At 40.5% G+C, this 21,198-nt stretch carries 14 protein-coding genes; 11 read left to right on the plus strand and 3 right to left on the minus strand.

The annotated features are described in order from the left end of the window. Positions 1-97 precede the first annotated feature (97 nt). Together ABWU87_RS12095 and ABWU87_RS12100 are read left to right on the plus strand one after the other, a co-directional pair. Complete coding sequence (locus tag ABWU87_RS12095; protein ID WP_353331053.1) at positions 98-2,017, plus strand: KUP/HAK/KT family potassium transporter; 1,920 nt, start codon at positions 98-100, stop codon at positions 2,015-2,017. 495 nt (positions 2,018-2,512) lie between these two features. After that, complete coding sequence (locus ABWU87_RS12100) at positions 2,513-5,191, plus strand: TonB-dependent receptor plug domain-containing protein (RefSeq protein WP_353331055.1); 2,679 nt, start codon at positions 2,513-2,515, stop codon at positions 5,189-5,191. Between the two features lie 47 nt (positions 5,192-5,238). On the opposite strand, the gene ABWU87_RS12105 is transcribed toward ABWU87_RS12100, so the two are convergent. Next, entirely contained in the window at positions 5,239-6,564 is a 1,326-nt protein-coding gene (locus ABWU87_RS12105; protein ID WP_353331057.1) for a deoxyguanosinetriphosphate triphosphohydrolase, read from the minus strand. Positions 6,565-6,741: 177 nt separating this feature from the next. Here ABWU87_RS12105 and dut point away from each other — a divergent pair, with 177 nt between their 5' ends. From dut to ABWU87_RS12140, 7 genes are all read left to right on the plus strand, one after another. After that, positions 6,742-7,176 (plus strand): dUTP diphosphatase, encoded by a 435-nt coding sequence (dut, locus tag ABWU87_RS12110; RefSeq protein ID WP_353331059.1) that lies wholly within the window; start codon positions 6,742-6,744, stop codon positions 7,174-7,176. A gap of 68 nt (positions 7,177-7,244) precedes the next feature. Then, positions 7,245-9,062: a tetratricopeptide repeat protein gene (locus ABWU87_RS12115; RefSeq protein ID WP_353331061.1), complete on the plus strand. Its 1,818-nt coding sequence runs from the start codon at positions 7,245-7,247 to the stop codon at positions 9,060-9,062. Then, positions 9,059-9,922, plus strand: coding sequence for a DUF4292 domain-containing protein (locus tag ABWU87_RS12120; RefSeq protein ID WP_353331063.1), 864 nt, complete (start codon positions 9,059-9,061; stop codon positions 9,920-9,922). Before ABWU87_RS12115 ends, ABWU87_RS12120 begins: the two co-directional genes overlap by 4 nt. Beyond that, complete coding sequence (locus ABWU87_RS12125) at positions 9,919-11,265, plus strand: murein hydrolase activator EnvC family protein (protein WP_353331065.1); 1,347 nt, start codon at positions 9,919-9,921, stop codon at positions 11,263-11,265. Before ABWU87_RS12120 ends, ABWU87_RS12125 begins: the two co-directional genes overlap by 4 nt. A gap of 39 nt (positions 11,266-11,304) precedes the next feature. After that, positions 11,305-12,828 carry a lipopolysaccharide biosynthesis protein gene (locus ABWU87_RS12130; RefSeq protein ID WP_353331067.1) on the plus strand — a complete coding sequence of 508 codons (1,524 nt, stop codon included), beginning with the start codon at positions 11,305-11,307 and terminating at the stop codon, positions 12,826-12,828. A gap of 15 nt (positions 12,829-12,843) precedes the next feature. Further along, on the plus strand, positions 12,844-13,836 hold the full coding sequence (locus tag ABWU87_RS12135; protein WP_353331069.1) for a glycosyltransferase family 2 protein: 993 nt from the start codon (positions 12,844-12,846) through the stop codon (positions 13,834-13,836). Then, entirely contained in the window at positions 13,833-15,020 is a 1,188-nt protein-coding gene (locus ABWU87_RS12140) for a glycosyltransferase (protein WP_353331071.1), read from the plus strand. Before ABWU87_RS12135 ends, ABWU87_RS12140 begins: the two co-directional genes overlap by 4 nt. On the opposite strand, the gene ABWU87_RS12145 is transcribed toward ABWU87_RS12140, so the two are convergent. Both ABWU87_RS12145 and ABWU87_RS12150 read right to left on the minus strand, forming a co-directional pair. Beyond that, entirely contained in the window at positions 15,005-15,958 is a 954-nt protein-coding gene (locus ABWU87_RS12145) for a hypothetical protein (protein WP_353331073.1), read from the minus strand. The genes ABWU87_RS12140 and ABWU87_RS12145 overlap by 16 nt on opposite strands. A gap of 3 nt (positions 15,959-15,961) precedes the next feature. Then, positions 15,962-17,023 carry a M20 family metallo-hydrolase gene (locus ABWU87_RS12150; protein WP_353331075.1) on the minus strand — a complete coding sequence of 354 codons (1,062 nt, stop codon included), beginning with the start codon at positions 17,021-17,023 and terminating at the stop codon, positions 15,962-15,964. Between the two features lie 1,670 nt (positions 17,024-18,693). Between ABWU87_RS12150 and ABWU87_RS12155 the strand changes: the two genes are divergently transcribed. Both ABWU87_RS12155 and ABWU87_RS12160 read left to right on the plus strand, forming a co-directional pair. Then, on the plus strand, positions 18,694-19,095 hold the full coding sequence (locus ABWU87_RS12155) for a hypothetical protein (protein ID WP_353331077.1): 402 nt from the start codon (positions 18,694-18,696) through the stop codon (positions 19,093-19,095). 259 nt (positions 19,096-19,354) lie between these two features. Next, positions 19,355-21,160 carry an AMP-dependent synthetase/ligase gene (locus ABWU87_RS12160; RefSeq protein WP_353331078.1) on the plus strand — a complete coding sequence of 602 codons (1,806 nt, stop codon included), beginning with the start codon at positions 19,355-19,357 and terminating at the stop codon, positions 21,158-21,160. Positions 21,161-21,198 lie beyond the last annotated feature (38 nt).

Raw genomic sequence — 21,198 nt, forward strand, 5'->3', positions numbered from 1 at the left:
TGTTTATCAGTCATTTCGCAGATTAATATTCTATAAGTTTGTATAAATACTTACTATTTTTACTTATTTTTGCGGAGTTTTTTAAGAGTATAAAAAAATGAAACACCAGCACAAAGTGCCCTTTGGAATTATGGGCATATTCCTGGCAATCGGGATTGTTTATGGAGATATCGGAACTTCTCCGTTGTACGTAATGAAAGCCATTGTAAATGGATTTCCCGAAGCCCTTCGTTCTAACCCTGATTATATTATCGGAGCTATCTCATGTATTATCTGGACTCTGACACTGCAAACAACTGTCAAGTATGTAATTGTCACTCTAAGGGCCGATAATAATGGTGAAGGTGGAATTCTCTCTCTCTTTGCATTGATCCGGAAAAAGTATCGCTGGACCTATGTTATTGCTATGATTGGAGCTTCCACGTTGCTTGCCGATGGCATTATTACACCCGCCATTACAGTTATTTCGGCGGTCGAAGGATTGAATGTCCTGGTTCCTTCTATTCCTATTATTCCTGTTACGGTGGCTATTATTGTGGCACTTTTTCTGCTTCAACCACTTGGTACAGCACGTCTAGGTAAACCTTTCGGCAGAATTATGTTCTTATGGTTTACAATGCTTGGCATTCTCGGATTTTTCGCTTTTCTGCAGTATCCCATCATTGTTAAAGCATTCAATCCCTATTATGCCATAAAGGTACTAATCAACGCTCCCGATGCATTAATCATTTTAGGTGCAGTATTCCTCTGTACTACAGGAGCCGAAGCCCTCTATTCTGACCTTGGACACTGTGGCTTGCATAATATTCGAGTGTCATGGGTATATGTAAAAGCTACCTTGATAATGAATTATCTAGGGCAAGGAGCATGGATTATTACCCATCCAAGCGAAATTGTAACAGATATCAATCCATTTTTCTGCATTATGCCGAGCTGGTTCTCTTTTATAGGAGTCGCTATGGCGACAATGGCTGCCATCATTGCCAGTCAAGCGTTAATCAGCGGTTCTTTCACCATTATAAGTGAAGCTATTTCATTGGATATATGGCCTAATATTCGCATTAAATACCCAACTGAAATAAAAGGACAGATGTATATCCCTCAAGTGAACTATGCATTGATGGCATTGTGTACACTCATTGTGATTGCGTTCGGTTCTTCTTCTCACATGGAGGCGGCTTACGGTCTTTCAATTACAATTACGATGCTGATGACTACTCTGTTGCTCTTTATGTATTTTCAGTTTAAGAAAGTTCCATATGCATTGAGTATTCCGTTAACCCTTTTCTTTATTACCGTTGAAACCAGCTTCTTTATTGGTAATGTGTTTAAATTTGCCCATGGTGGTTGGGCTACCATATTGATTGCCGGATTGATTTTCTTTGTGATGTATATCTGGTATAACGGTCGACGTATCAAGAACCATGCATCAGCTTACGAACCAATTAATCCGACAATAGAGTGTTTGAAGAAAATTAGTGAAGATGAAACTATACCCAAATTTGCAACACATCTTGTATATGTTACTCGTGCCAAATATCCCGATGAAATGGAGAGTAAAATATCATATTCACTTATCAACAAACAACCTAAACGAGCAGATACATACTGGTTTGTATATCTCCACCGTAGTGATGAGCCCTATCACTTTAAATATACCGTGAAGACATTTGTTCCACAAAAGATGTTCCGTTTAGATGTCTATGCCGGATTCAAACAAGGGGTGCATATGGATAAATTCGTCCATCTGATATGTAAAGAGATGGAAGAGAATGGAGATGTAGATCTGTTAAGCCGCTATCCGTCGCTACGAGATAATAAGGTTGAGGGAGACTTCCGGTTCGTTGTAGTGGAACGAATTGCCCGTAATGTGCAGCTGCCTGCAATAAAGAAATCAATTCTGTTGCTTTATTATCTCATCAAGAAGTATTCTACATCGGATACCCAGATTCTGGATTTGGACCCGTCACTAGTTACTATGGAATATGTACCGATGAAATCGGAACAGCAACTATAAACAGGAAATTTTTTAGATATATGATAAGGAGGGTGATCTTTGCGATTCATCCTCTTTCTTTTTGATGGAGGTTCAGATGTCTTATTCTGTTTTACCAACAACAATTACTTGAGCAAATAATCTTGCTCTGGATATATTATTTTGATAACAGATGTAAGTGAATCTTCTATTTTATTTAAATCCAGATATTTTATACTGCTTTTGAATAAAAATAGAAAAAGATATAATTATATTTGGCCACAATTAGCAGTTGATGAAAGCTGAGTAATTAGTTATCCATCAGATTCCGTTAACGCTAACGGAGAGTAAAACTCCTATTTGGTCATCCTTAATCATCCTTTACCGAAATTTCCTTTGATCAGCCGAAGAATAAGATTTTTTTGTGAAGGCAGAGATGCTATGATTAACACATTTGTGATCAGGTATATAATTGCTCATAAAAGATGGGACATAAAGAATTCCTCATTATGAAATATAAATTAAATTCATTTTGGTATGAGATGTAGATTTTTCCTGTTTTGCTTCTGTCTCTTTTCCCAAATAACTTTTGGGAAACCTATCATTAACAATCCCGTCGACTCTGTTCGTCAATATTTTAATATTCAATTAAGTCTATTCCCTCAGGAGAAGATCTATACCCAGACAGACAGATCAGCATATATGGCAGGAGATACTATTTGGTTTCGCCCATATTTGGTCGATGCCCAAACGCATCTAACTGAGACACGTAGCAATTATGTCTATGCAGAACTGATCAATCCTCTTAATGAGATCACCTCTAGAGTGAAAATTTGGAAAGATAGCATCGCCTTTTCAGGATATATTCCACTTGCCTCAGATTTACCTGTCGGTAACTACCAATTACGCTTTTATACTCAATACATGATGGGTATGGACGAATCTTATTTTTTCAAAAGATCTATCCGGATTGGCAATTATCTTACAGATAGATATCATTGTGATGCTAGTTTTAAGATTGGCAGCAGCCCGAAAGATGTCAGTGCGGAATTTCGGTTTCGGGACAAAAACGTTTCTACCCCGGTAAAACCGGATAAAGTATCTCTTTATAATGCCCAGGGTAAAAGCAATGATCTTTTGATAGGCAGGGACAACATTATACAGACAAAACTAAAGCCAGACCAAATCAGGAACGATGGGATATTGCTGGAGTATAATTTGAATGGAGCTGTGCAGAAAGAATTTATCAACATACCAAAGCAGAAGGTTGATTTTGATGTTTCATTTTTTCCCGAAGGTGGAAATTTATTGGCTGGTGCAGTGAATAGGGTTGCTTTTAAAGCTATAAATTCTTCTGGCTTGAGTGAGGATATAAGTGGGTATGTTATTACTTCTGTTGGTGATACCCTAGCTGATTTCAGTTCGCAACATTTAGGTATGGGTTCATTCGCAATTCTTCCTGAAATCAATAAAACTATCTTTGTGGTATGTAAGAATGCATTAAATCAGCAAAAACGTTTCTACTTACCTGCAGTAACTGTGGATAATAAGATGTCGTTGCGGACTGATTGGTGGAAAGACAAACTGTATGTGTCAGTAAATAAATCATCAGGAACAGATTTGCCGGATAATCTGTCTCTGATTGTTCACTGTCGGGGAATGTTGATTTACACTGAAAAGTGGGATAAACGTAAAGAGATGGTACTGTTTGACCGGAAAATCTTCCCTGCTGGTGTGATACAGCTTTTGCTAGTTGACGAAAACAATCATCCCATTAGTGAAAGGCTGGTGTTCAATACTAATATGAATGATTTGGCAAAGGTGGCTTTTTCTACGAATAAACCGTCCTATACGAAGAGGGAAAATGTTCGGGTGGAGATTCTGGTTACCGACAATAATAATAAACCGCTTGAAGGTCGAGTCTCAGTTTCCGTCACTGATGATGGCGATATTAAGCCAGACAACTGTATGAATATTTTCTCCTCTTTATTGCTGACTTCTGAGCTAAAAGGCTACATTGAGTCTCCTGCTTATTATTTTACTGACAAAGATCCGAATGCTTTGAAGAACCTTGACTTGCTGATGATGACTCAGGGATGGCGTAGATACAATGTGGAGAAAATACTGAAAAAGGATTTCGAGTCCCCTAAATGCCCCGTAGAATTGGGACAACAGATTTCAGGTTCAGTGAAAAGTGGCTTTAGCCTCAATAAACCTGCTGATAATTATCCTGTAACACTTCTGGCAATTGATTATGGAAAGATGATGGAGATGCAAACTGACCACAATGGCCGATTTGTTTTTTCCAATCTGATTTTCCCCGAAAACACGAGGTTATTGGTTCAAAGTAAGAGCCCAAAGGGAAGTAGTCATGTGAAAGTTTCTGTAGATTCAACCTATTGTTCTCCTTCTGGGGATTTGTTACCTATATTGTCGAAAAGAAATCCGAATGCATCTAACACAGCAAATAATTCTGATGATGAGTATTTTGCAATGATGAGTAAAAAGGGTAATATGAGACAGAAGATTCATTTGCTCGAACAGGTTGTTGTTACAGCTTCAGCACAGGCGGATGATAATGATACAAAGCACTGGGCATCCTCCGGTTTTAACCAAACGGTTACAAGTGAGCAGATAGAAAAGATGCATCCTACAAGTATGCTCAATCTGCTAATGATGACTCCGGGATTGACTGTGTCTGGCGAGAATGTATATATCACAAGGTATCAATCCGGGAAAATTCATTCGGAAGAATCTTCGGCACCTCTTATTCTGGTTGATGGATTTGAAATCACATCAGACATGTTAGATACATATATGCCCGAGGATGTTGAAGAAATTGAAATTGTCAAGGGTGCACAAACTACAATTTTAGGACCTTCCGCCATCAGTGGTGCTATTCTAATCACAATGAAAAAAGGTGCAAAACATTCAAGACCTCTGGATATTGATAATGTGAAGTTTATTACCCCTCTTGGCTACCAGGTTACCAAGGAGTTCTATTCCCCATGTTATGAAACAGAAGAGCAGCAGAAGCAACGAACAATAGACACTAGAACTACCGTTTACTGGAACCCGGATGTCTCAATCTCAAGCGATGGAAAGGGCCTTCTGAATTTTTATTCCTCGGATTCCTCTTCCGACTATTCTGTGGTTATCGAAGGAATAACCTCCGATGGGAAATTAGTTTACGGGAAATTCAAAATCAGGAGATAAACGCCTTATCTCCTGAAGTGTAAACTGTTATCGTAAGAGGGGTCTAATTATACCGCTGGCAGGCTGTTTCCTTTTATTTTGCGATATAAATCAAGGGCGTAAATATCGGTCATGCCCGAGATGTAATCCAGTACCGCCTGTATTTTCCCGTATAAAGTGGGGGCATTGACGTTGTACTGTTTCGAAATGCGATTGATGAGCAGTTGCGAGTAAGCCTTTTCGGGCGAACTCACCGCATCAATCAGCAAATCAATCAAGGTACTGATTACCCGAAATCCAGCCAGTTCAATGTCAAGCACATCACTCGAACGATATATTTTGGCCAGAGATACCGATTCACAATGCTGGTAGGCTGCTTTTGGCTTATCGGCAATGTGTTTAATGAGGCTTCCCTCGAATTTGCCAGCCAGAATAGCTTCTTCGTTTTCCAGGAACACCTTTGTGCACTCCTTGATTAGCAGACCAATCACGGACGAACGCAGATAAGCTATCTGTTCGTTTGTATCGCTTACAATCTTCATTGTTTCATGAATATGGCTCAATCGTTGCTCACTAAAATATCCCATCAACAGTTCTTTAGTTTCTTCTGTTGTCAAAATTTTCAGCTTATGGGCATCTTCAATATCCATCATCTGATAGCAAATATCATCGGCGGCTTCAACCAGATATACCAATGGATGGCGGGCAAATTTGAGTGGATCCTCGTTTAGGCAGGTCATTCCCAGTTCTGTAGCGATTCGTTTGAAATCGTCCTCTTCCGAAACGAAAAAGCCGAATTTAGATTTCTTTCCGGCTAGTCTCGATGAATAGGGGTATTTCACAATAGAAGCGAGAGTAGAGTAAGTCATGGCAAATCCCCCTTTCCGTCTTCCCTCAAATTGATGAGTCAGCAATCGGAATGCATTTGCATTTCCCTCAAAGTGAATGATATCTTCCCATTCTTCCGGCTTTACTTTATCTTTCAGCGCCACTCCTTTTCCTTCCGAGAAATAGGTGGAGATGGCTTTTTCTCCCGAATGGCCAAACGGTGGGTTTCCCAGGTCGTGAGCCATGCAGGCAGCCGAAACGATTGAACCAATCTCAGAAATAAAAGAGTCGTGCAACTCCGGATGTTTCAGAAGAAGTCCTTTGGCAACATCATTTCCCAAAGAGCGTCCCACACACGAAACCTCAAGGCTGTGCGTCAGCCTGTTGTGGACAAAGACACTTCCTGGCAGCGGGAAAACCTGAGTCTTATTCTGCAACCGACGAAAAGGTGCCGAAAATACCAGACGATCGTAATCACGCTGAAATTCAGAACGGTTCTCCTCCCGGTGATGGTGAAGCACCTCCATGCCAAAGCGTTTCGCTGAAATCAAATCTCTCCAATTCATTTCTTTATACTGTTTATTTACCTGCAAAAATATAAAAAAGGCTTTAATAAAGCCGTTAATTGCTATGAAATACGTATTTTCGCAAATTAGTTATGTAATAGCGTGATTTTTACGTAACTTTCCGTTTCATAGTAACGACAAACTATTTACTGTAGAATTTAAGAAGTAAGAATGATTATGAAAATTCAGATTATTAATAAGTCGAAACATGCGCTTCCTGCTTACGAAACCAGCTTATCTGCCGGAATGGATATTCGTGCCAACATTTCGGAACCAATTGTTCTGAAACCATTAGCAAGATGTCTTGTCCCAACCGGACTTTATATCTCTTTACCCGAAGGATACGAAGCTCAGATTCGTCCCCGTAGCGGACTTGCTATCAAGAAAGGAATTACAGTCCTGAATTCCCCTGGTACCATTGATGCCGATTACAGAGGTGAGATATGTATTATCCTAGTAAACCTGTCTGCCGAGGAGTTTATCATACAGGATGGCGAGCGTGTGGCTCAGATGATTATTGCCCGTCACGAACAAGCTCAATGGGAGCAGGTGGATGTGCTCGATGAAACCGAACGTGGTGAAGGCGGATTTGGTCATACCGGAAAAAAATAAAAATAAAGCACTCTATACCAGAGTTGCTTGAACAGAAAGTAAAATAGGTTAATTCTTAAAGCATAAATATGGTTGCATTATTGAGTTTATCTCAAACAGACAGATTGAAGCCGGTAAAGGCTGGTTTTGCTACCTGGCACATTGGTGCATTGTCGGCATTACTCTTATTATCCTCCTGTGGGTCATCATCACAGAAAACTACCCAACGGGTTCCCGAACCGTCTGTAGCAGCCGTTGTAAACAGGTTGTCTCCTGATCAGCAGCAAAAATACGACTACTTTTTTCTGGAGGCTACACGTCAAAAGTCTAAAGGTTCCTTCGATGTGGCATTTGAACTGTACCAACACTGCCTGGACATTGATCCCAATGCGGCTTCTTCCTTGTCCGAAATATCTCAATACTATTTCTACCTGAAGCAGCCCGAAAAAGGACTTGCCTGTATGGAGAAAGCAGTTCAGAATGCCCCCGATAATTACTGGTATCACCAGACTTTGGCATCCCTATATCAGCAACAAGGGAATACCCAAAAAGCAATTGAGGCGTTCGAACGGATGTCGAACCAGTTCCCGGAAAGGCAAGACCCGCTGATGGCATTGATCGATCTGTATAATCAGACAAAAGATTATCCCAAAGTGATTCAGACTCTCGATCGATTTGAGAAGATAAACGGGAAGAACGAGCAGATAAGCATGGAAAAATTCCGCATCTATTTGTTGATGGATGACCACAAGAAAGCGTTCAACGAAATAGAAAGCCTCGCAAATGAGTATCCAAATGATATGCGCTATCTCTGCGTATTGGGAGATGTTTATCTAAATAACGGTAAACCTAAGGAGGCATATGCCACTTATCAGAAAGTTCTCTCCATAGAACCGGGGAATCCACAGGTACAGGTTTCACTAGCAGGCTATTATGAACAAACGGGACAGACCAAACTCTATGAACAGCAAATTGATTCCGTTTTACTGAATAAAAAGGTAGATAACGAAATCAAGGTTGATATCATGCGTCAGATGATTGTCAATTCCCAGCAGGGTGGGAAAGACAGCACACGTATCATTCCTCTTTTTCAGAGAATGATGGAAGGCGAGCAGGAGGATACACAGATACCGATGTTATATGTGCAGTATCTTTTGGCAAAAGGGATGGAAAAAGAATCGGTTCCTGTATTAAAACAGATTATTGAGTTGACACCCGAAAATGTTCCGGCACGACTTCAGCTGCTTAGCTATTCCATCAAGAAGAATGATTATGAAGAGGCAATCAAAATATGCGAACCGGCTCTTGAAGTGACTCCGGAGGCTATTGAGTTCTATTTTTATCTGGGACTTTCATACTATCAGGCCGAACGTGTGGATGATGCGCTTGCGGTTTTTAAAAAGGGACTTACTCACGTAACATCTACCAGCGATAAAAAAATGGTATCCGACTTTTACAGCATGATGGGAGATATCTATCATACTAAAGAACAGAACAATATGGCCTTTGCAGCTTATGACTCGGCATTGGTTTACAATCCCGAAAATAATGGTGCACTGAACAATTATGCATACTTCCTCTCCGTTGAGAAGACAAACCTTGATAAAGCAGAAGAGATGAGCTACAGAACCATTAAGGCCGAACCGAATAATGACACATTTCTGGACACCTATGCTTGGATTCTCTTTATCAAAGGGAAATATTCAGAAGCGAAGATTTATATCGAAGATGCCATGAAAAAAGGTGGCGATAAGAGTGATGTGGTGACAGAGCATTGCGGAGATATTTTATATATGGCGGGTTCAAAGGATGAGGCGCTGAAATACTGGATCAAGGCCAGTGAAATGGGCAGTAAATCCAAGACCTTGAAAAAGAAGATTGAACAAAAGAAATATATTGCAGAATGAGAAAAAGTGTATTGATGTGTGGAGGAAAAGGTCGGATGATGCTTGGCATCGCTCTTGTTTTTCCGATATTGTTTCTCTCTTCCTGTAAATCGGGTAAGATGATAAGCAAACCAGCCGAGACTGCAATGGTTGAAGAGTTAAATTACCTGGGGAACGTTGCAAAAAACTCTCCTGAAATAACCAGCTTCTCTTCCAAAATGAAGCTTACTCTCTCCTCAAACGGAAAAGACATCTCTGTCAATGGTACACTCCGCATCAAGAAGAATGAGGTTATTCAGTTATCGATTGTCCCTTTCCTTGGTATTGAGGCCGGAAGAGTGGAATTTACCCCGACCAAAGTGCTGATTATTGATCGGATTAACAAGCAATATGTAGAAGAATCTATTCCTGAGCTCATTGCCATGGCTAAAACCGATATGGACTTTTACACGCTTCAGGCGCTGTTTACCAATGCGCTTTTTCTGCCAGGGAACAAAGAACTCGACACGAAATTACTTTCGGAATTTACGGTTCGTTCCAGTGCTGACAATAAAACGATGGAGATAAAGAAACAATCAAAGGATTTCCTTTACAGTTTCTCGGCTACCCCCAATACCGGTCAATTGGTCGAAAGCAACATCTCCACTGTCTCGGCGCCTTACCAGTTAAACTGGAAATATAACGATTTTCAGCCTTTCGGTACGAAAAGTTTTCCCGCCCGGATGGATATCTCTTTCGAAGGTGGAAAGAAACCTTTCGCGGCTTCTATAGACTTATCTAAATTAAGCGATAATGGCGAATGGGATTACCCCACCACCGTTTCGTCTAAGTATAAAAAAATGGACTTTAATGAACTTGTAAAAGTGTTATTAGGATTATGAAGCAGTTTTTATTCTTGTTGGCAACTATTCTGATAGCATCGAATCTTTCTGCGCAGTCAAACAGGAAGATTAAAGAACTGGAAAACAAACGCATGGCCATTCAGAAAGAAATCTCCATAAAGGAAGGGCTTCTGAAGAGCACCAAAAAAGATGTGGGAAGCCAGCTCCGGGGACTGAACACCCTGATGGGACAGATCGAAGAAAGAAAAAGATATATTGAGGTAATCGGAAAAGATGTTCAGTCGATAGACTGTGAAGTTACCAGCTTATCGCAGCAGTTGCGTGCATTGGAACGCGATTTACTGGATAAAAAGAAAAAATATGAATCGTCTGTTAAGTACCTCTACAAAAATAAATCCATTCAAGAAAGGTTGATGTTCATCTTTTCGGCAAATAATCTGAGCCAGACTTACCGTCGTCTTCGTTACATGAACGAGTATGCCACCTACCAACGCATACAAGGTGAAGAGATTCTGAAAAGACAGGCACAGATAGGGCGTAAGAAGAATGAAATGGAGGAGGTGAAAACCGCCAAGGAGAATCTGCTTACAGAACGCGAAAGGGAAAAGCAAAAGCTTGAAGAACAGGAAAAGCAGAAACGGACGGTAGTTGCCGGACTGCAGAAGAAACAGAAAGGATTACAGGGCGAAATCTCAAAGCATCGCAAGGAGGCCAGCAAACTGAATGCACAGATAGACCGTTTGATTGCCATTGAGGTGGAAAAAGCACGTAAACGTGCCGAAGAAGAGGCTCGCAAAAAAGCTGCTGCCGAAGAAGCGGCTCGTAGGAAAGCGGCAGAGCGGGAGTCAGAGAAAGAGGTGGCCGAGAAAGGCTCCAAATCGTCAGGAAAATCTTCCTCTAAATCTTCGAAAAAGGCTGCTACTCCGGCACCGGTTTACTCAATGGATAGTGCCGATCGTATTATTTCCGGAAGCTTTGAACGGAATAAAGGTCGCCTGCCAATGCCTATTACCGGTTCTTATCTGGTTGTAAGCCACTACGGAGAATATGCGGTAGATGGATTGAAGAATGTAAAACTCGACAATAAAGGAATCGATATACAAGGACAACCAGGCGCACAGGCACGTGCCATTTTCGATGGAGAGGTATCGGCTGTATTCCAGGTTGGCGGATTGGCGAATATCATCATTCGTCACGGAAACTACATCTCGGTATATTGCAATCTTTCATCGGCTTCCGTAAGCAAGGGGCAGAAGGTAAGCACGCGTCAGTCCATTGGTCGGGTATATTCCGACCCATCTGACGGAAACCGTACCGTATTGCATTTCCAGTTGCGCAAGGAGACCTCCAAACTGAATCCGGAATCTTGGGTTAGCCGGTAAGAGGGGATGATAAGTTATAGTTTAATAATTTAAATGGGTGTGACAAATCAGGTAAATAAAAACTTTGTATCCAACATAATCAATTTGTTGGTCGGTGTTTTTGTTGGCCTCTTTTACACCCCTTACCTGATCCGGTGCTTAGGCGTTGCTGCCTACGGAGTTGTACCGTTAGCTTTTATTGTGAATCAGTATATCAGCGTAGTCACAACTTCGCTGACAGGTTCTCTTACCCGGTTCTATTCTGTTAGTCTTCAACAGGGAAAGTACAAAGAAGCTTCCAGGTATCTGAGCAGTAGCTTTCTTATCATTACTTTGATAGGGTGTTGTCTGCTCCCTTTCTTTATATGGTTTGTATCTAATCTGGACAGGGTATTTAATATACCGGCCAATTTGCTCTCTTCAGCTAAATGGCTTTTCTCATTTACGCTGATAAGCTTTTTAATGTCACTCTATTCAAGTTTGCTTAATATCACATTGTATGCGTTGAATAGGATTGATTTGATGAATGTGGTCAAGATACTCCGTTCGGCTCTGAAGGTTGTATTCACCATCTGTTTTTTTCTTTTTTTTAGCAAAGACGTTGGATTTATAGGCTTCGTTCTTTTTCTTACAGAATTCATAATCCTCTGTTTCAGCTATGTCGTATATCGTCGCACGGTGAATAACAAGATCGAGATTTCTGCAGGACATCTTAATAAGAAAGCTCTTTTGGCAGTTCTTTCCATGACAGTCTTTGTTATCATTCAACAAGTAGGTGATACCGGTCTTTACCGGATTGACAATTTTATCGTCAATAAATACTGGTCTGTTCGCGAATCTGGAATTTTGGGTGCAGTATCCGATTTTGGCAATTATATAATGACTTCAATAGGTGTTATCTCCTCACTTTTCGGGCCTCTTATATTAATTGCCTATTCAAAAGAGGAACATGATAAGGTGAAATCGTTGGCTGTAGAGAACTCGTTGTATGTCGGATTAATGGCTGCGCTTCTGGCAGGGGTGATTATTGGTTTCTGCAAGCCGATTATTACTCTTTGGATTGGACCTAATTATACGTCATACTTTCCATGGATGATTCTAAAACTCTATGTTATTCCATTTTATGCTGCTGCAGGAGTTTTTGCCTTTGTGTACCGCGCCTGGAACTATTTAAAGGTTCCTGCATTGTGGACTGTTATAATCGGGGCAATCAATCTGCTTGTTTCAATATTGTTATGTGAGTTCTCCGGAGGAGACGAAACCTATATTTTCTATATGCTGGTAATCTCTTCTATTTTTGTTATTTTGCAGAGCTACATTCTTTGTTCATACTGTTTTTCAAGATTGTATAACTTTTCTGAAAAACGTGCTTTGTTTATCAATTTTCTAAAGATATTATTCGTGCTGCTTCTTTCCGCTCTACTGGCTTATGTCTACGGATTATTTATTTCGGTAGGTCAGCTATTTCAGCTTTGCATTGCTATTATAGTTGTTGGATGCGTGGCACTGATTCTCTCTTTTATGCTGGTTCTCAGAAAAGAACAAAAGCAAAGGTTGTTGAGCTATCTGAAATCTTTCATCTAATCTAATGAAATTGCTATGGATATATCGATTTGCATACCGGTTTATAATGTCGCGCCTTACCTGAAAAGATGTCTCGACTCACTATTTACCCAGGATTTTGAAGGAACTTTCGAGGTGATATGTGTCGACGATGCATCGACGGATGATAGCTTTTCCATTCTGACCGACTATCAACGGGATGAACCCCGGCTGAAAGTGATGCAGCTGCCCGAAAGAAAGAAAATCTCAGTTGTACGTACTACTGCACTTCAGGCTGCTAGTGGCAATTATATTATGCAGGTTGATTCGGATGACTGGCTGCAACAGGGTGCCCTTGCTGCTCTCCACCGGAAATGCATGGAAACAGGAGCGGATATCGTTGTGTACGATTATCTGGTGGATGATTCGGGAGAGTGGATTCAGGATAGACATTTTAAAGAGGATGGGCTTTTCAGGGAAAATAAAAGTAAAATTCAGCCGATATTTAATGGAGCAGCATGCTGTAAGGTGGTAAAACGTGCGCTTATTGCCGATTTGTTGTTTTACAAACTTAATGTCAGTTGGGGAGATGATTTCCTGTTTAATACTGAAATTCTGCTAAAGGCAGAATCAATATGTCTTCTTCCTGCCGCTTATTATGTTTATTGCATAAATCAGCAATCCATTACCTACAGCATCAGGAAGAGTGAATATGAGATGCTGGAAGACAGGATTGCATCGGTAGATGCTACCAGCGAAATGCTTCACAGGTTTTCTGCATCATACCAGCATAAGCTCTCTTTATTGAACTATCATAAATATAAACTGCTTATCTTGTTGTTGCGGGTGAGCAATAGAGATGCGGTTAGGGAAAAGCAGCTGATAAGGCTTGCGGATAGTATGCGACGGCTTCCTGAGATGACAAAAAGGGGACGCCTGAATGTTTCTCTGACAATAAAGTATCCTTTGTATGCGTTGATTTATATGGCATTTAGGATTGACTTTAAACAAGCATTGGGTGTTTTTTACAATAAGTACATAAAGAGATGAATGATATTTCCGGAAACATAAGAATATTACAATTACCTTCTTGGTACCTTCCCGAAGGGGGACAGTTTTGCAAGGATCAGGCCATTTTCCTGAAGCAGAAAGGAATAGAAGTGCACATCCTTGCCAATGTGGTGCTGCCCTGGAAAAAGTACCGACTGAAAGCTGTGACTGCACCCTGGAAATCCTTTGAAGCGATAGAGGACGGAGTGCTGACCTATCGCTATTACTACCGCAGATTACCTAAACAAAACATCGGTAACATAAAGGCGTGGTGCAACCGGACTGTGAAACTATTCGATGAATACGTTGAAAAATACGGTAAACCTCATCTGATTCATGTGCATAGTTGTACGTGGGGTGGTTATGCGGCTTTCCTGATAAAAGAGAAATATGGCATCCCCTATGTTATTACCGAGCACAGGGGCATTTTCGGCATGCGTTCGTCTCTTGCCCAGAAATCCTTTTTACCACATTATACCCCTTTTTTGGAGAAAGGATTCTCCAATTCATCGTATATTATTCCTGTATCAGACCAGCAGATTCCCAAAATAAAGGAGTTTCTTCAGAAGGATATTCCAATTAAAACGATATCGAATATTCTTGATACCTCTTTTTTTCATTATATGCCAAGGGAACCTAAAGAAACTTTCACGTTTGTTTCGGTTAATGGGTTCTATGATGTGAAAGGATACGATATCCTTCTGCCCGCATTCGATTTGGTTTGTGCAAAAATGAAGAATGTCCGCTTGCGGATGGTGGGAGAGAACTTTGAGCAAAAGGCATTTCAGGATATATTGTCCAATTGCAGGAATAAAGAACTGATTGCTTTTACCGGATGGCTGGAGCCTGATGGTGTGCTTGAGGAACTTCGTGGAGCCGATGCTTTTGTGATGTCAAGCCGGGTGGAAGCGCAGCCCATTGCTATACTCGAAGCCATAAGTACAGGCTTGCCGGTAGTATGTACGGAAGTTGTGCCCGAAGCCGTTGTTTCACATAACGAAGGTTATCGCGTGCCGGTAGAGGATGTCGCTGCATTGGCAAATGCCATGCTGGAAATGGTAACCAACCGTAATAGGTTCGATGGAAAGGCCATTTCTGTTCATGCCGCCTCTGTTGCCGGACCTGATGTGGTGACAGAAAACCTGATATCCATTTACAGACAGATACTTCAATCTCGCTTATAGAGCGAAAACAGCAGCTTAAATACGCGCGAATAGTTCTTCTCAATCAGGAAATAGGGCTTTTGTATTGTCCCGAATTGGCGGTACGAGTTCTCTATACCTTCCACCATGCTCCCTTCGAAGTCGAAGTTGCGGGTTTTGTTTGTCAGAAACTTGATTGCTTCCCTGATAACGAGAGTCGATGCGCCGGAAGAAGCGTATTGGGGTGAAATAGAGTATACCAGTGTATAAGCGGAGTTCTGATCCCACACCGTGAAAAGCGCAGTATGGACATTTCCCGCATCATCCTTAATAGAGAAAAGCTGTCCGGCATTATGCGTTTGTGTAGCCTTGTAGATTCGCAGAAACAGTTCGTAGGAGTAGCTTATCTCTTCTCCACGTTCTTTCAGAGATTGCTTATGATGGCTGTAAAACTCGTTGGGTTTCATATCCAAACTGAGGTGTAGTCTCTTCTCGCTCTTCCTGATTTGTCTCTGCTTGGCAGGGCTGAACCGTGCAAACACCTTTTCGGGATTGCCGATGCCGCTGATTAGGTAAGTATAGCGGGTGGTCTGCCTGAAGCCTTTCCAGTAGAACGGGAGCCAGTTGGTTATACTCATGTGGAAGCATTGCTGGTAAAAGGAGAGGTTCAGCTTTTCTAGCTGTTCAATTAACCTGCCGAATATCTTCTTTTCGTATGATAAACGCTCGTAGTCGCTTTCGGTCTGCTTCTTTCTCAGCCAGATACCGTTGTACTGGGTCAGTTGTGGTTGCAGCACACAGCTGAATCCCAGCTTTTTTCTCAGGTGATAGGGCAGGGCTGCCATAATCTCTCCCTTCTCTTCCGCCAGAAGAACATCCCAGGCATCAAAGCATACGGCATCCATCCACCAGTCGCGGCAGAACAGAGGAATACTTTTCTCCTCCAGACATAGCTCTCTGTATCGTTCTTTGGCAGTCATAGGCTAAATGGTTAGTCCGTCCAGCAGTTGCAGGTAAAGGTTAATAGCTTCTTCTATTTCACTGATTAATATGTATTCATCGGCCGTATGCGAACGCGACGATTTTCCCGGACCGATCTTCACGCTGGGGAAGGGCATCAACGCCTGGTCCGACAGGGTGGGCGACCCGAATGGCGCTCTTCCCATCTTGATTGCGCGTTTTATAAACGGATGATTCTCTTCAATCCGCGACGAATTGAGTCGGAATGAGCGGGCTTTCACTTCGCTTTTTACATGCTTCTTTATATCGGCAAACAGCTCTTCGTTAGAGTAAAGCTCATTGCTCCGGATATCCACCACAAAGGTGCACCTGTCGGGGATTACATTGTGCTGTGTCCCGGCATTTATCTGGGTAACGCTCATCTTTACAGGCCCCAGCAAAGGTGACTCTTTTTTGAAGCGATGCTCCTTGAACCACTGGATATCTTCCAATGCCTTGTAGATTGCATTCTCTCCTTCGTTACGTGCCGCATGACCTGCCTTGCCGAAGCTGGTTACATCCAGCACCATCAACCCTTTTTCCGCAATGGCAGGATGCATTTCCGTGGGTTCACCCACAATGCCCAGCGCTATGGGTGGAAGTTCGGAGAGTACACTCTCGATGCCCTCTTTTCCTGAAACCTCCTCTTCGCACGAAGCCACGAAAATAAGGTTGTACTCCTGCCTTGTTTTCGACAGTTCCTGGTACACCTGAAATAGCGATACCAGGCTTGCACCGGCATCATTGCTGCCCAAACCGAACAGCTTTCCATTCTCTTCAACGGGGTTGAATGGATCTTTTCGCCATCCGTTTACCGGCTTCACCGTGTCGATGTGCGAATTGAGCAGGATGGTTGGTTTTTTCAGATCGAACATCGGAGCCACACAGATAATGTTGTTCCCTTTTCTTCGTGTCTCGATGCCGATGGATTCGATATAATTCTGCAGATAGTCGGCGGCTGCCTCTTCATCCCTGCTGAAAGAGGGGATGGAAATCAGAGATTTAAGCATGCCTACCGCTTCTGATAGTAGATATTCTGTATTCATTAATTTTTGCATTTTAAACACAAATATAATCATAAATAAATAATTATAAGAAATACTTCCCGGTTTTTGACTGAAGGGATGGATCATTGGCAATCTGCATGATTAATGCAGTTGTTCAATGCATTGCCTTTATATTTTTATCTGCCTTCAACTCCGGTTACTTCTGATTGTCATTCTACATTTCTCCATAAAATTGTTTTCAAGAAGTCACGCAAGTCGCGCAAGTCACACACTTGGCTTGTAATGTATTTATAATCAGAGCGATATAGGTGCGTGACTTCCTGCGTGACTAGCGCGTGACTTCTCATGTATCACTCATTTTGTGTGCATAGACCATCAATAAATGGTGTTTTCCGGAGGTGGAGAAGGTAACACCAAGTTCAATATCGGTAAATATACACCTTTTTGACTTTGAACTTAATGTAATTCGTGCATCAGAGTTAATCGATTGTCCGTCAGTCATTAAAATAGATAAAGATGGAAGTAGCTGGGGCTAAACCGGAGATTACAAAAACTATTCTATCAATTAGCTAAAACGTCGAGACGCATTAGCCCAATCATGTACAAGATTAAGGGGTAATCATGTACAAGATTGAATCCAATCATGTACAAGATTGGGGTGAAACATGTACATGATTGGACTAATCATTGGCGTTGTTTTGGTTAGTTTTTCCCGATGTTTTGTTTAGTTGCTCACATTGAATGGGTTAGTACTGGTTGGCTCTTTTGTCTTTTCCCATATAAAATGCAGTTGGCTTATTGGTGGGTCAGGATTGGCAACATGATATATTATGTTGTTCATTATGAAGGAAATAGCAAATGTTATGACAAACTTAGAAAGAGTTTCCCTGAAAAAATATTTTGATAATAATTAATATTTAATCAATCGAATAGTATATATTTGTTATCAAACTTTTGGTTCTTTATGATACTAAAATGTGCTGTCTGACTTTTGTGAATGACAAGTTGATTAAAAGAGATTGAGGATAGGTATACCATGGTGGTAGAAAACATAAATAAGACATAATAGAATAATATGAAATATTTAAATTTAAAGTGGTTTGATTACATATATTATAGAATATATTTGGCATATAGTAAGACTAAAGATCCTGACCCTTGGCTCTATGCAATAAATATTGTTACTGTGGTACAAGTTTTTAACTTTTTGTTGCCTCCACTATGTGTTATACGTATTTCTTATTCTAACTATTTTAATCCCAATTATGATAAATTGGTTAAGCTATGTCTGGTTTTATTGTCGGGGGTTTTATGGATTCATAATTATTATAGATATAAGAAAAAAACATATGAATATTTATTTAAAATCTGGGTAAACGAAAATAAAATAACTAAAAGGAGAAACGGCTATTTTGTTTTACTATATATTTTGATAAGCTTTTTTGCGCCAATAATATACATTTTCATTAAAAAAAACTTGGGGATGTGATTGGAGATACTTGCGTCGTATTATCTTTATAAAATGAATATAATTGGATTTGAATCAATATTCCCTGATATTGTTAATACATTAGGTTTCTTTTACTGTATACTCTAAAAAGTACTGCGATATAAATACTCAAGCGTATTTAATATTAAGTTGATTAAAAGAGATTGAGGATAGGTATACCATGGTGATAAAAAACAAAAATAAGACATAATAGAAAAATATGAAATATTTAAATTTAAGATGGTTTGATTACATGTATTATAGAATATATTTTGCATATAGTAAGACTAAAGATCCTGACCCTTGGCTCTATGCAACAAGTATTGTTACTTTAGTACAAGTTTTAAACTTCTTGTTGGTTCCAGATGTTATTATAAGCATTTTTAATCCTAACCTTGAAGGCGTAGTAACTAAGCCTTGTGTAATAATTTCGTTTTTTATTTTTTGGGTTCATAATTATTATAGATACAAGAAAAAAACATATAAACATTTATGTGAAATCTGGGTGAATGAAAGTAAAAAGACTAAAAGGAGAAACGGATTTTTTGTTATGCTTTATGTTTTTGTAATGATTTTTACGCCAATAGCTTATGGTTTTGTTACTCACAACTTGGCTAAGTAATAGTAAATACTTGCGTCGTATTATTTTTATAAAATGAATATAATTGGATTTGAATCAATATTCCCTGTTTTTTATTGATACTACATTGTCAATCCCTAATTATATCTTTTCTTAATGAAACATTTTGGGTAAGTTATGTGTTTTTTGCATTGCATTAGCTTGTTATATACAGCATAATGCAATGCAATTTCTTTAATCATTTTGTAAATTGTTGCAAATTAAACGATACCTTTGCACCGAAATATTAAAAAAACATAATATGACTTATCATCATTTATCTGTTTTGGTTCATCGCCAGGCCGAAAAATATGGCGACCGGGTGGCCTTGAAATATCGGGATTACGATAAGGCTCAGTGGATGCCGGTTACATGGAACCAGTTCTCTGAAACGGTTCACATTGCGGCCAATGCTCTGGTGGAGATGGGCGTATCCGAACAGGAAAACATCGGGGTGTTCTCTCAAAATAAACCCGAATGCCTCTATGCAGATCTTGCTGCTTTTGCCAATCGGGTTGTTACCGTACCATTATATGCTACAAGCTCTCCCTCTCAGGTTCAATATATTGTGAACGATGCGGAAATCCGCTTTCTATTTGTGGGCGAACAATTCCAATATGATGCAGCAATAAGTGTGCTTCCTTTATGTAAATCGCTTGAACGACTGATTATATTCGACCGGGCTGTGGTGAAAGAGGAACGTGATACCACTTCCATCTACTTTGACGAATTCCTGAAAATGGGAGAGGCCCGTCAGCATCAAGCCATTGTTGAGGAACGTTCCAACCAGGCGAACAGTGAAGATTTGGCCAATATTCTTTATACATCGGGGACCACGGGCGAACCGAAAGGGGTAATGATTCATCACTCCTGCTATCTGGAGCAGTTCAGAACTCATGATTTGCGCCTGTTGACCATGACCGACAAGGATGTTTCCATGAACTTCCTGCCTATGACGCATATCTTCGAAAAAGCCTGGTGTTATCTATGTATTAATAAAGGGGTGCAGATATGCATAAACCTTCGTCCAACGGATATTCAGATGACTATCAAGGAGATTCGTCCTACGCTGATGTGCAGCGTGCCTCGTTTCTGGGAAAAGGTATATGATGGTGTGCAGGAGGTTATCAATAAATCGACCGGAATAAAGAAATCATTGATGATGGATGCTATCAAGATTGGTAAAATCTATAATCTTGATTATTTAAGGATGGAGAAAACTCCACCGTTAACGCTTCGATTGAAATATAAATTTTACGAGAAGACAATCTTCTCCCTTCTGAAGAAAACGATTGGAATCGAAAACGGAAATTTCTTCCCAACAGCCGGAGCGGCCATCTCTGATGAAATCAATGAATTTATCCACTCTGTAGGCATCAATCTGGTAGTGGGATACGGACTTACCGAATCCACAGCAACAGTTTCCTGCATAACCTTGACCGATTATACCATTGGCTCTGTGGGGAAACTAATTGATGGCCTAGAGGTGAAGATTGGAAAGGATAATGAAATCCTTCTTCGTGGTAAGACCATTACAAAGGGCTATTATGAAAAGGCGGAAGTTACAGCTACTGCATTTACCGAAGACGGGTGGTTCCGTACCGGAGATGCCGGATACATGAAGGATGGCGAGCTTTACCTGACAGAGCGTATTAAAGACCTCTTCAAGACCTCTAACGGGAAATATATCGCCCCGCAAGCACTTGAAACGAAGCTGGTTGTTGATAGGTATATTGACCAGGTGGCAATTATCGCTAATCAGCGTAAGTTTGTTTCGGCTCTGATTGTGCCTGATTATGGGCATGTGAAGGAGTATGCAAAGGAAAAAGGCATTGAGTTTGCTTCGATGGAGGAACTTTTGCAGAATTCTGCCATTATTTCACTCTTTAAATCTCGAATTGATACTTTGCAGCAACAGTTTGCCAATTATGAACAGGTGAAAAAGTTTGTTCTGCTGCCGGAACCTTTCAGCATGGAAAAAGGAGAACTGACCAATACCTTGAAAGTAAAGCGGAATGTACTCGAAGGCAACTACAAGGAAGCAATTGATAAACTATACGAAGAGTAATTGCAAAATTGTAATATAGTATAAAACAGAGGGATATC

Source organism: Bacteroides sedimenti (assembly GCF_040365225.1).
Taxonomy (GTDB): Bacteria; Bacteroidota; Bacteroidia; order Bacteroidales; family Bacteroidaceae; genus Bacteroides; species Bacteroides sedimenti.

Coding starts and splice junctions, on each gene's coding strand:
- ABWU87_RS12100 (WP_353331055.1), top strand. CDS start 2,513: ATGAGATGTAGATTTTTCCTGTTTTGCTTCTGTCTCTTTTCCCAAATA.
- ABWU87_RS12125 (WP_353331065.1), top strand. CDS start 9,919: ATGAAGCAGTTTTTATTCTTGTTGGCAACTATTCTGATAGCATCGAAT.
- ABWU87_RS12105 (WP_353331057.1), bottom strand. CDS start 6,564: ATGAATTGGAGAGATTTGATTTCAGCGAAACGCTTTGGCATGGAGGTG.
- ABWU87_RS12155 (WP_353331077.1), top strand. CDS start 18,694: ATGAAATATTTAAATTTAAGATGGTTTGATTACATGTATTATAGAATA.
- ABWU87_RS12150 (WP_353331075.1), bottom strand. CDS start 17,023: ATGAATACAGAATATCTACTATCAGAAGCGGTAGGCATGCTTAAATCT.
- ABWU87_RS12140 (WP_353331071.1), top strand. CDS start 13,833: ATGAATGATATTTCCGGAAACATAAGAATATTACAATTACCTTCTTGG.
- ABWU87_RS12145 (WP_353331073.1), bottom strand. CDS start 15,958: ATGACTGCCAAAGAACGATACAGAGAGCTATGTCTGGAGGAGAAAAGT.
- dut (WP_353331059.1), top strand. CDS start 6,742: ATGAAAATTCAGATTATTAATAAGTCGAAACATGCGCTTCCTGCTTAC.
- ABWU87_RS12160 (WP_353331078.1), top strand. CDS start 19,355: ATGACTTATCATCATTTATCTGTTTTGGTTCATCGCCAGGCCGAAAAA.
- ABWU87_RS12115 (WP_353331061.1), top strand. CDS start 7,245: ATGGTTGCATTATTGAGTTTATCTCAAACAGACAGATTGAAGCCGGTA.
- ABWU87_RS12120 (WP_353331063.1), top strand. CDS start 9,059: ATGAGAAAAAGTGTATTGATGTGTGGAGGAAAAGGTCGGATGATGCTT.
- ABWU87_RS12135 (WP_353331069.1), top strand. CDS start 12,844: ATGGATATATCGATTTGCATACCGGTTTATAATGTCGCGCCTTACCTG.
- ABWU87_RS12095 (WP_353331053.1), top strand. CDS start 98: ATGAAACACCAGCACAAAGTGCCCTTTGGAATTATGGGCATATTCCTG.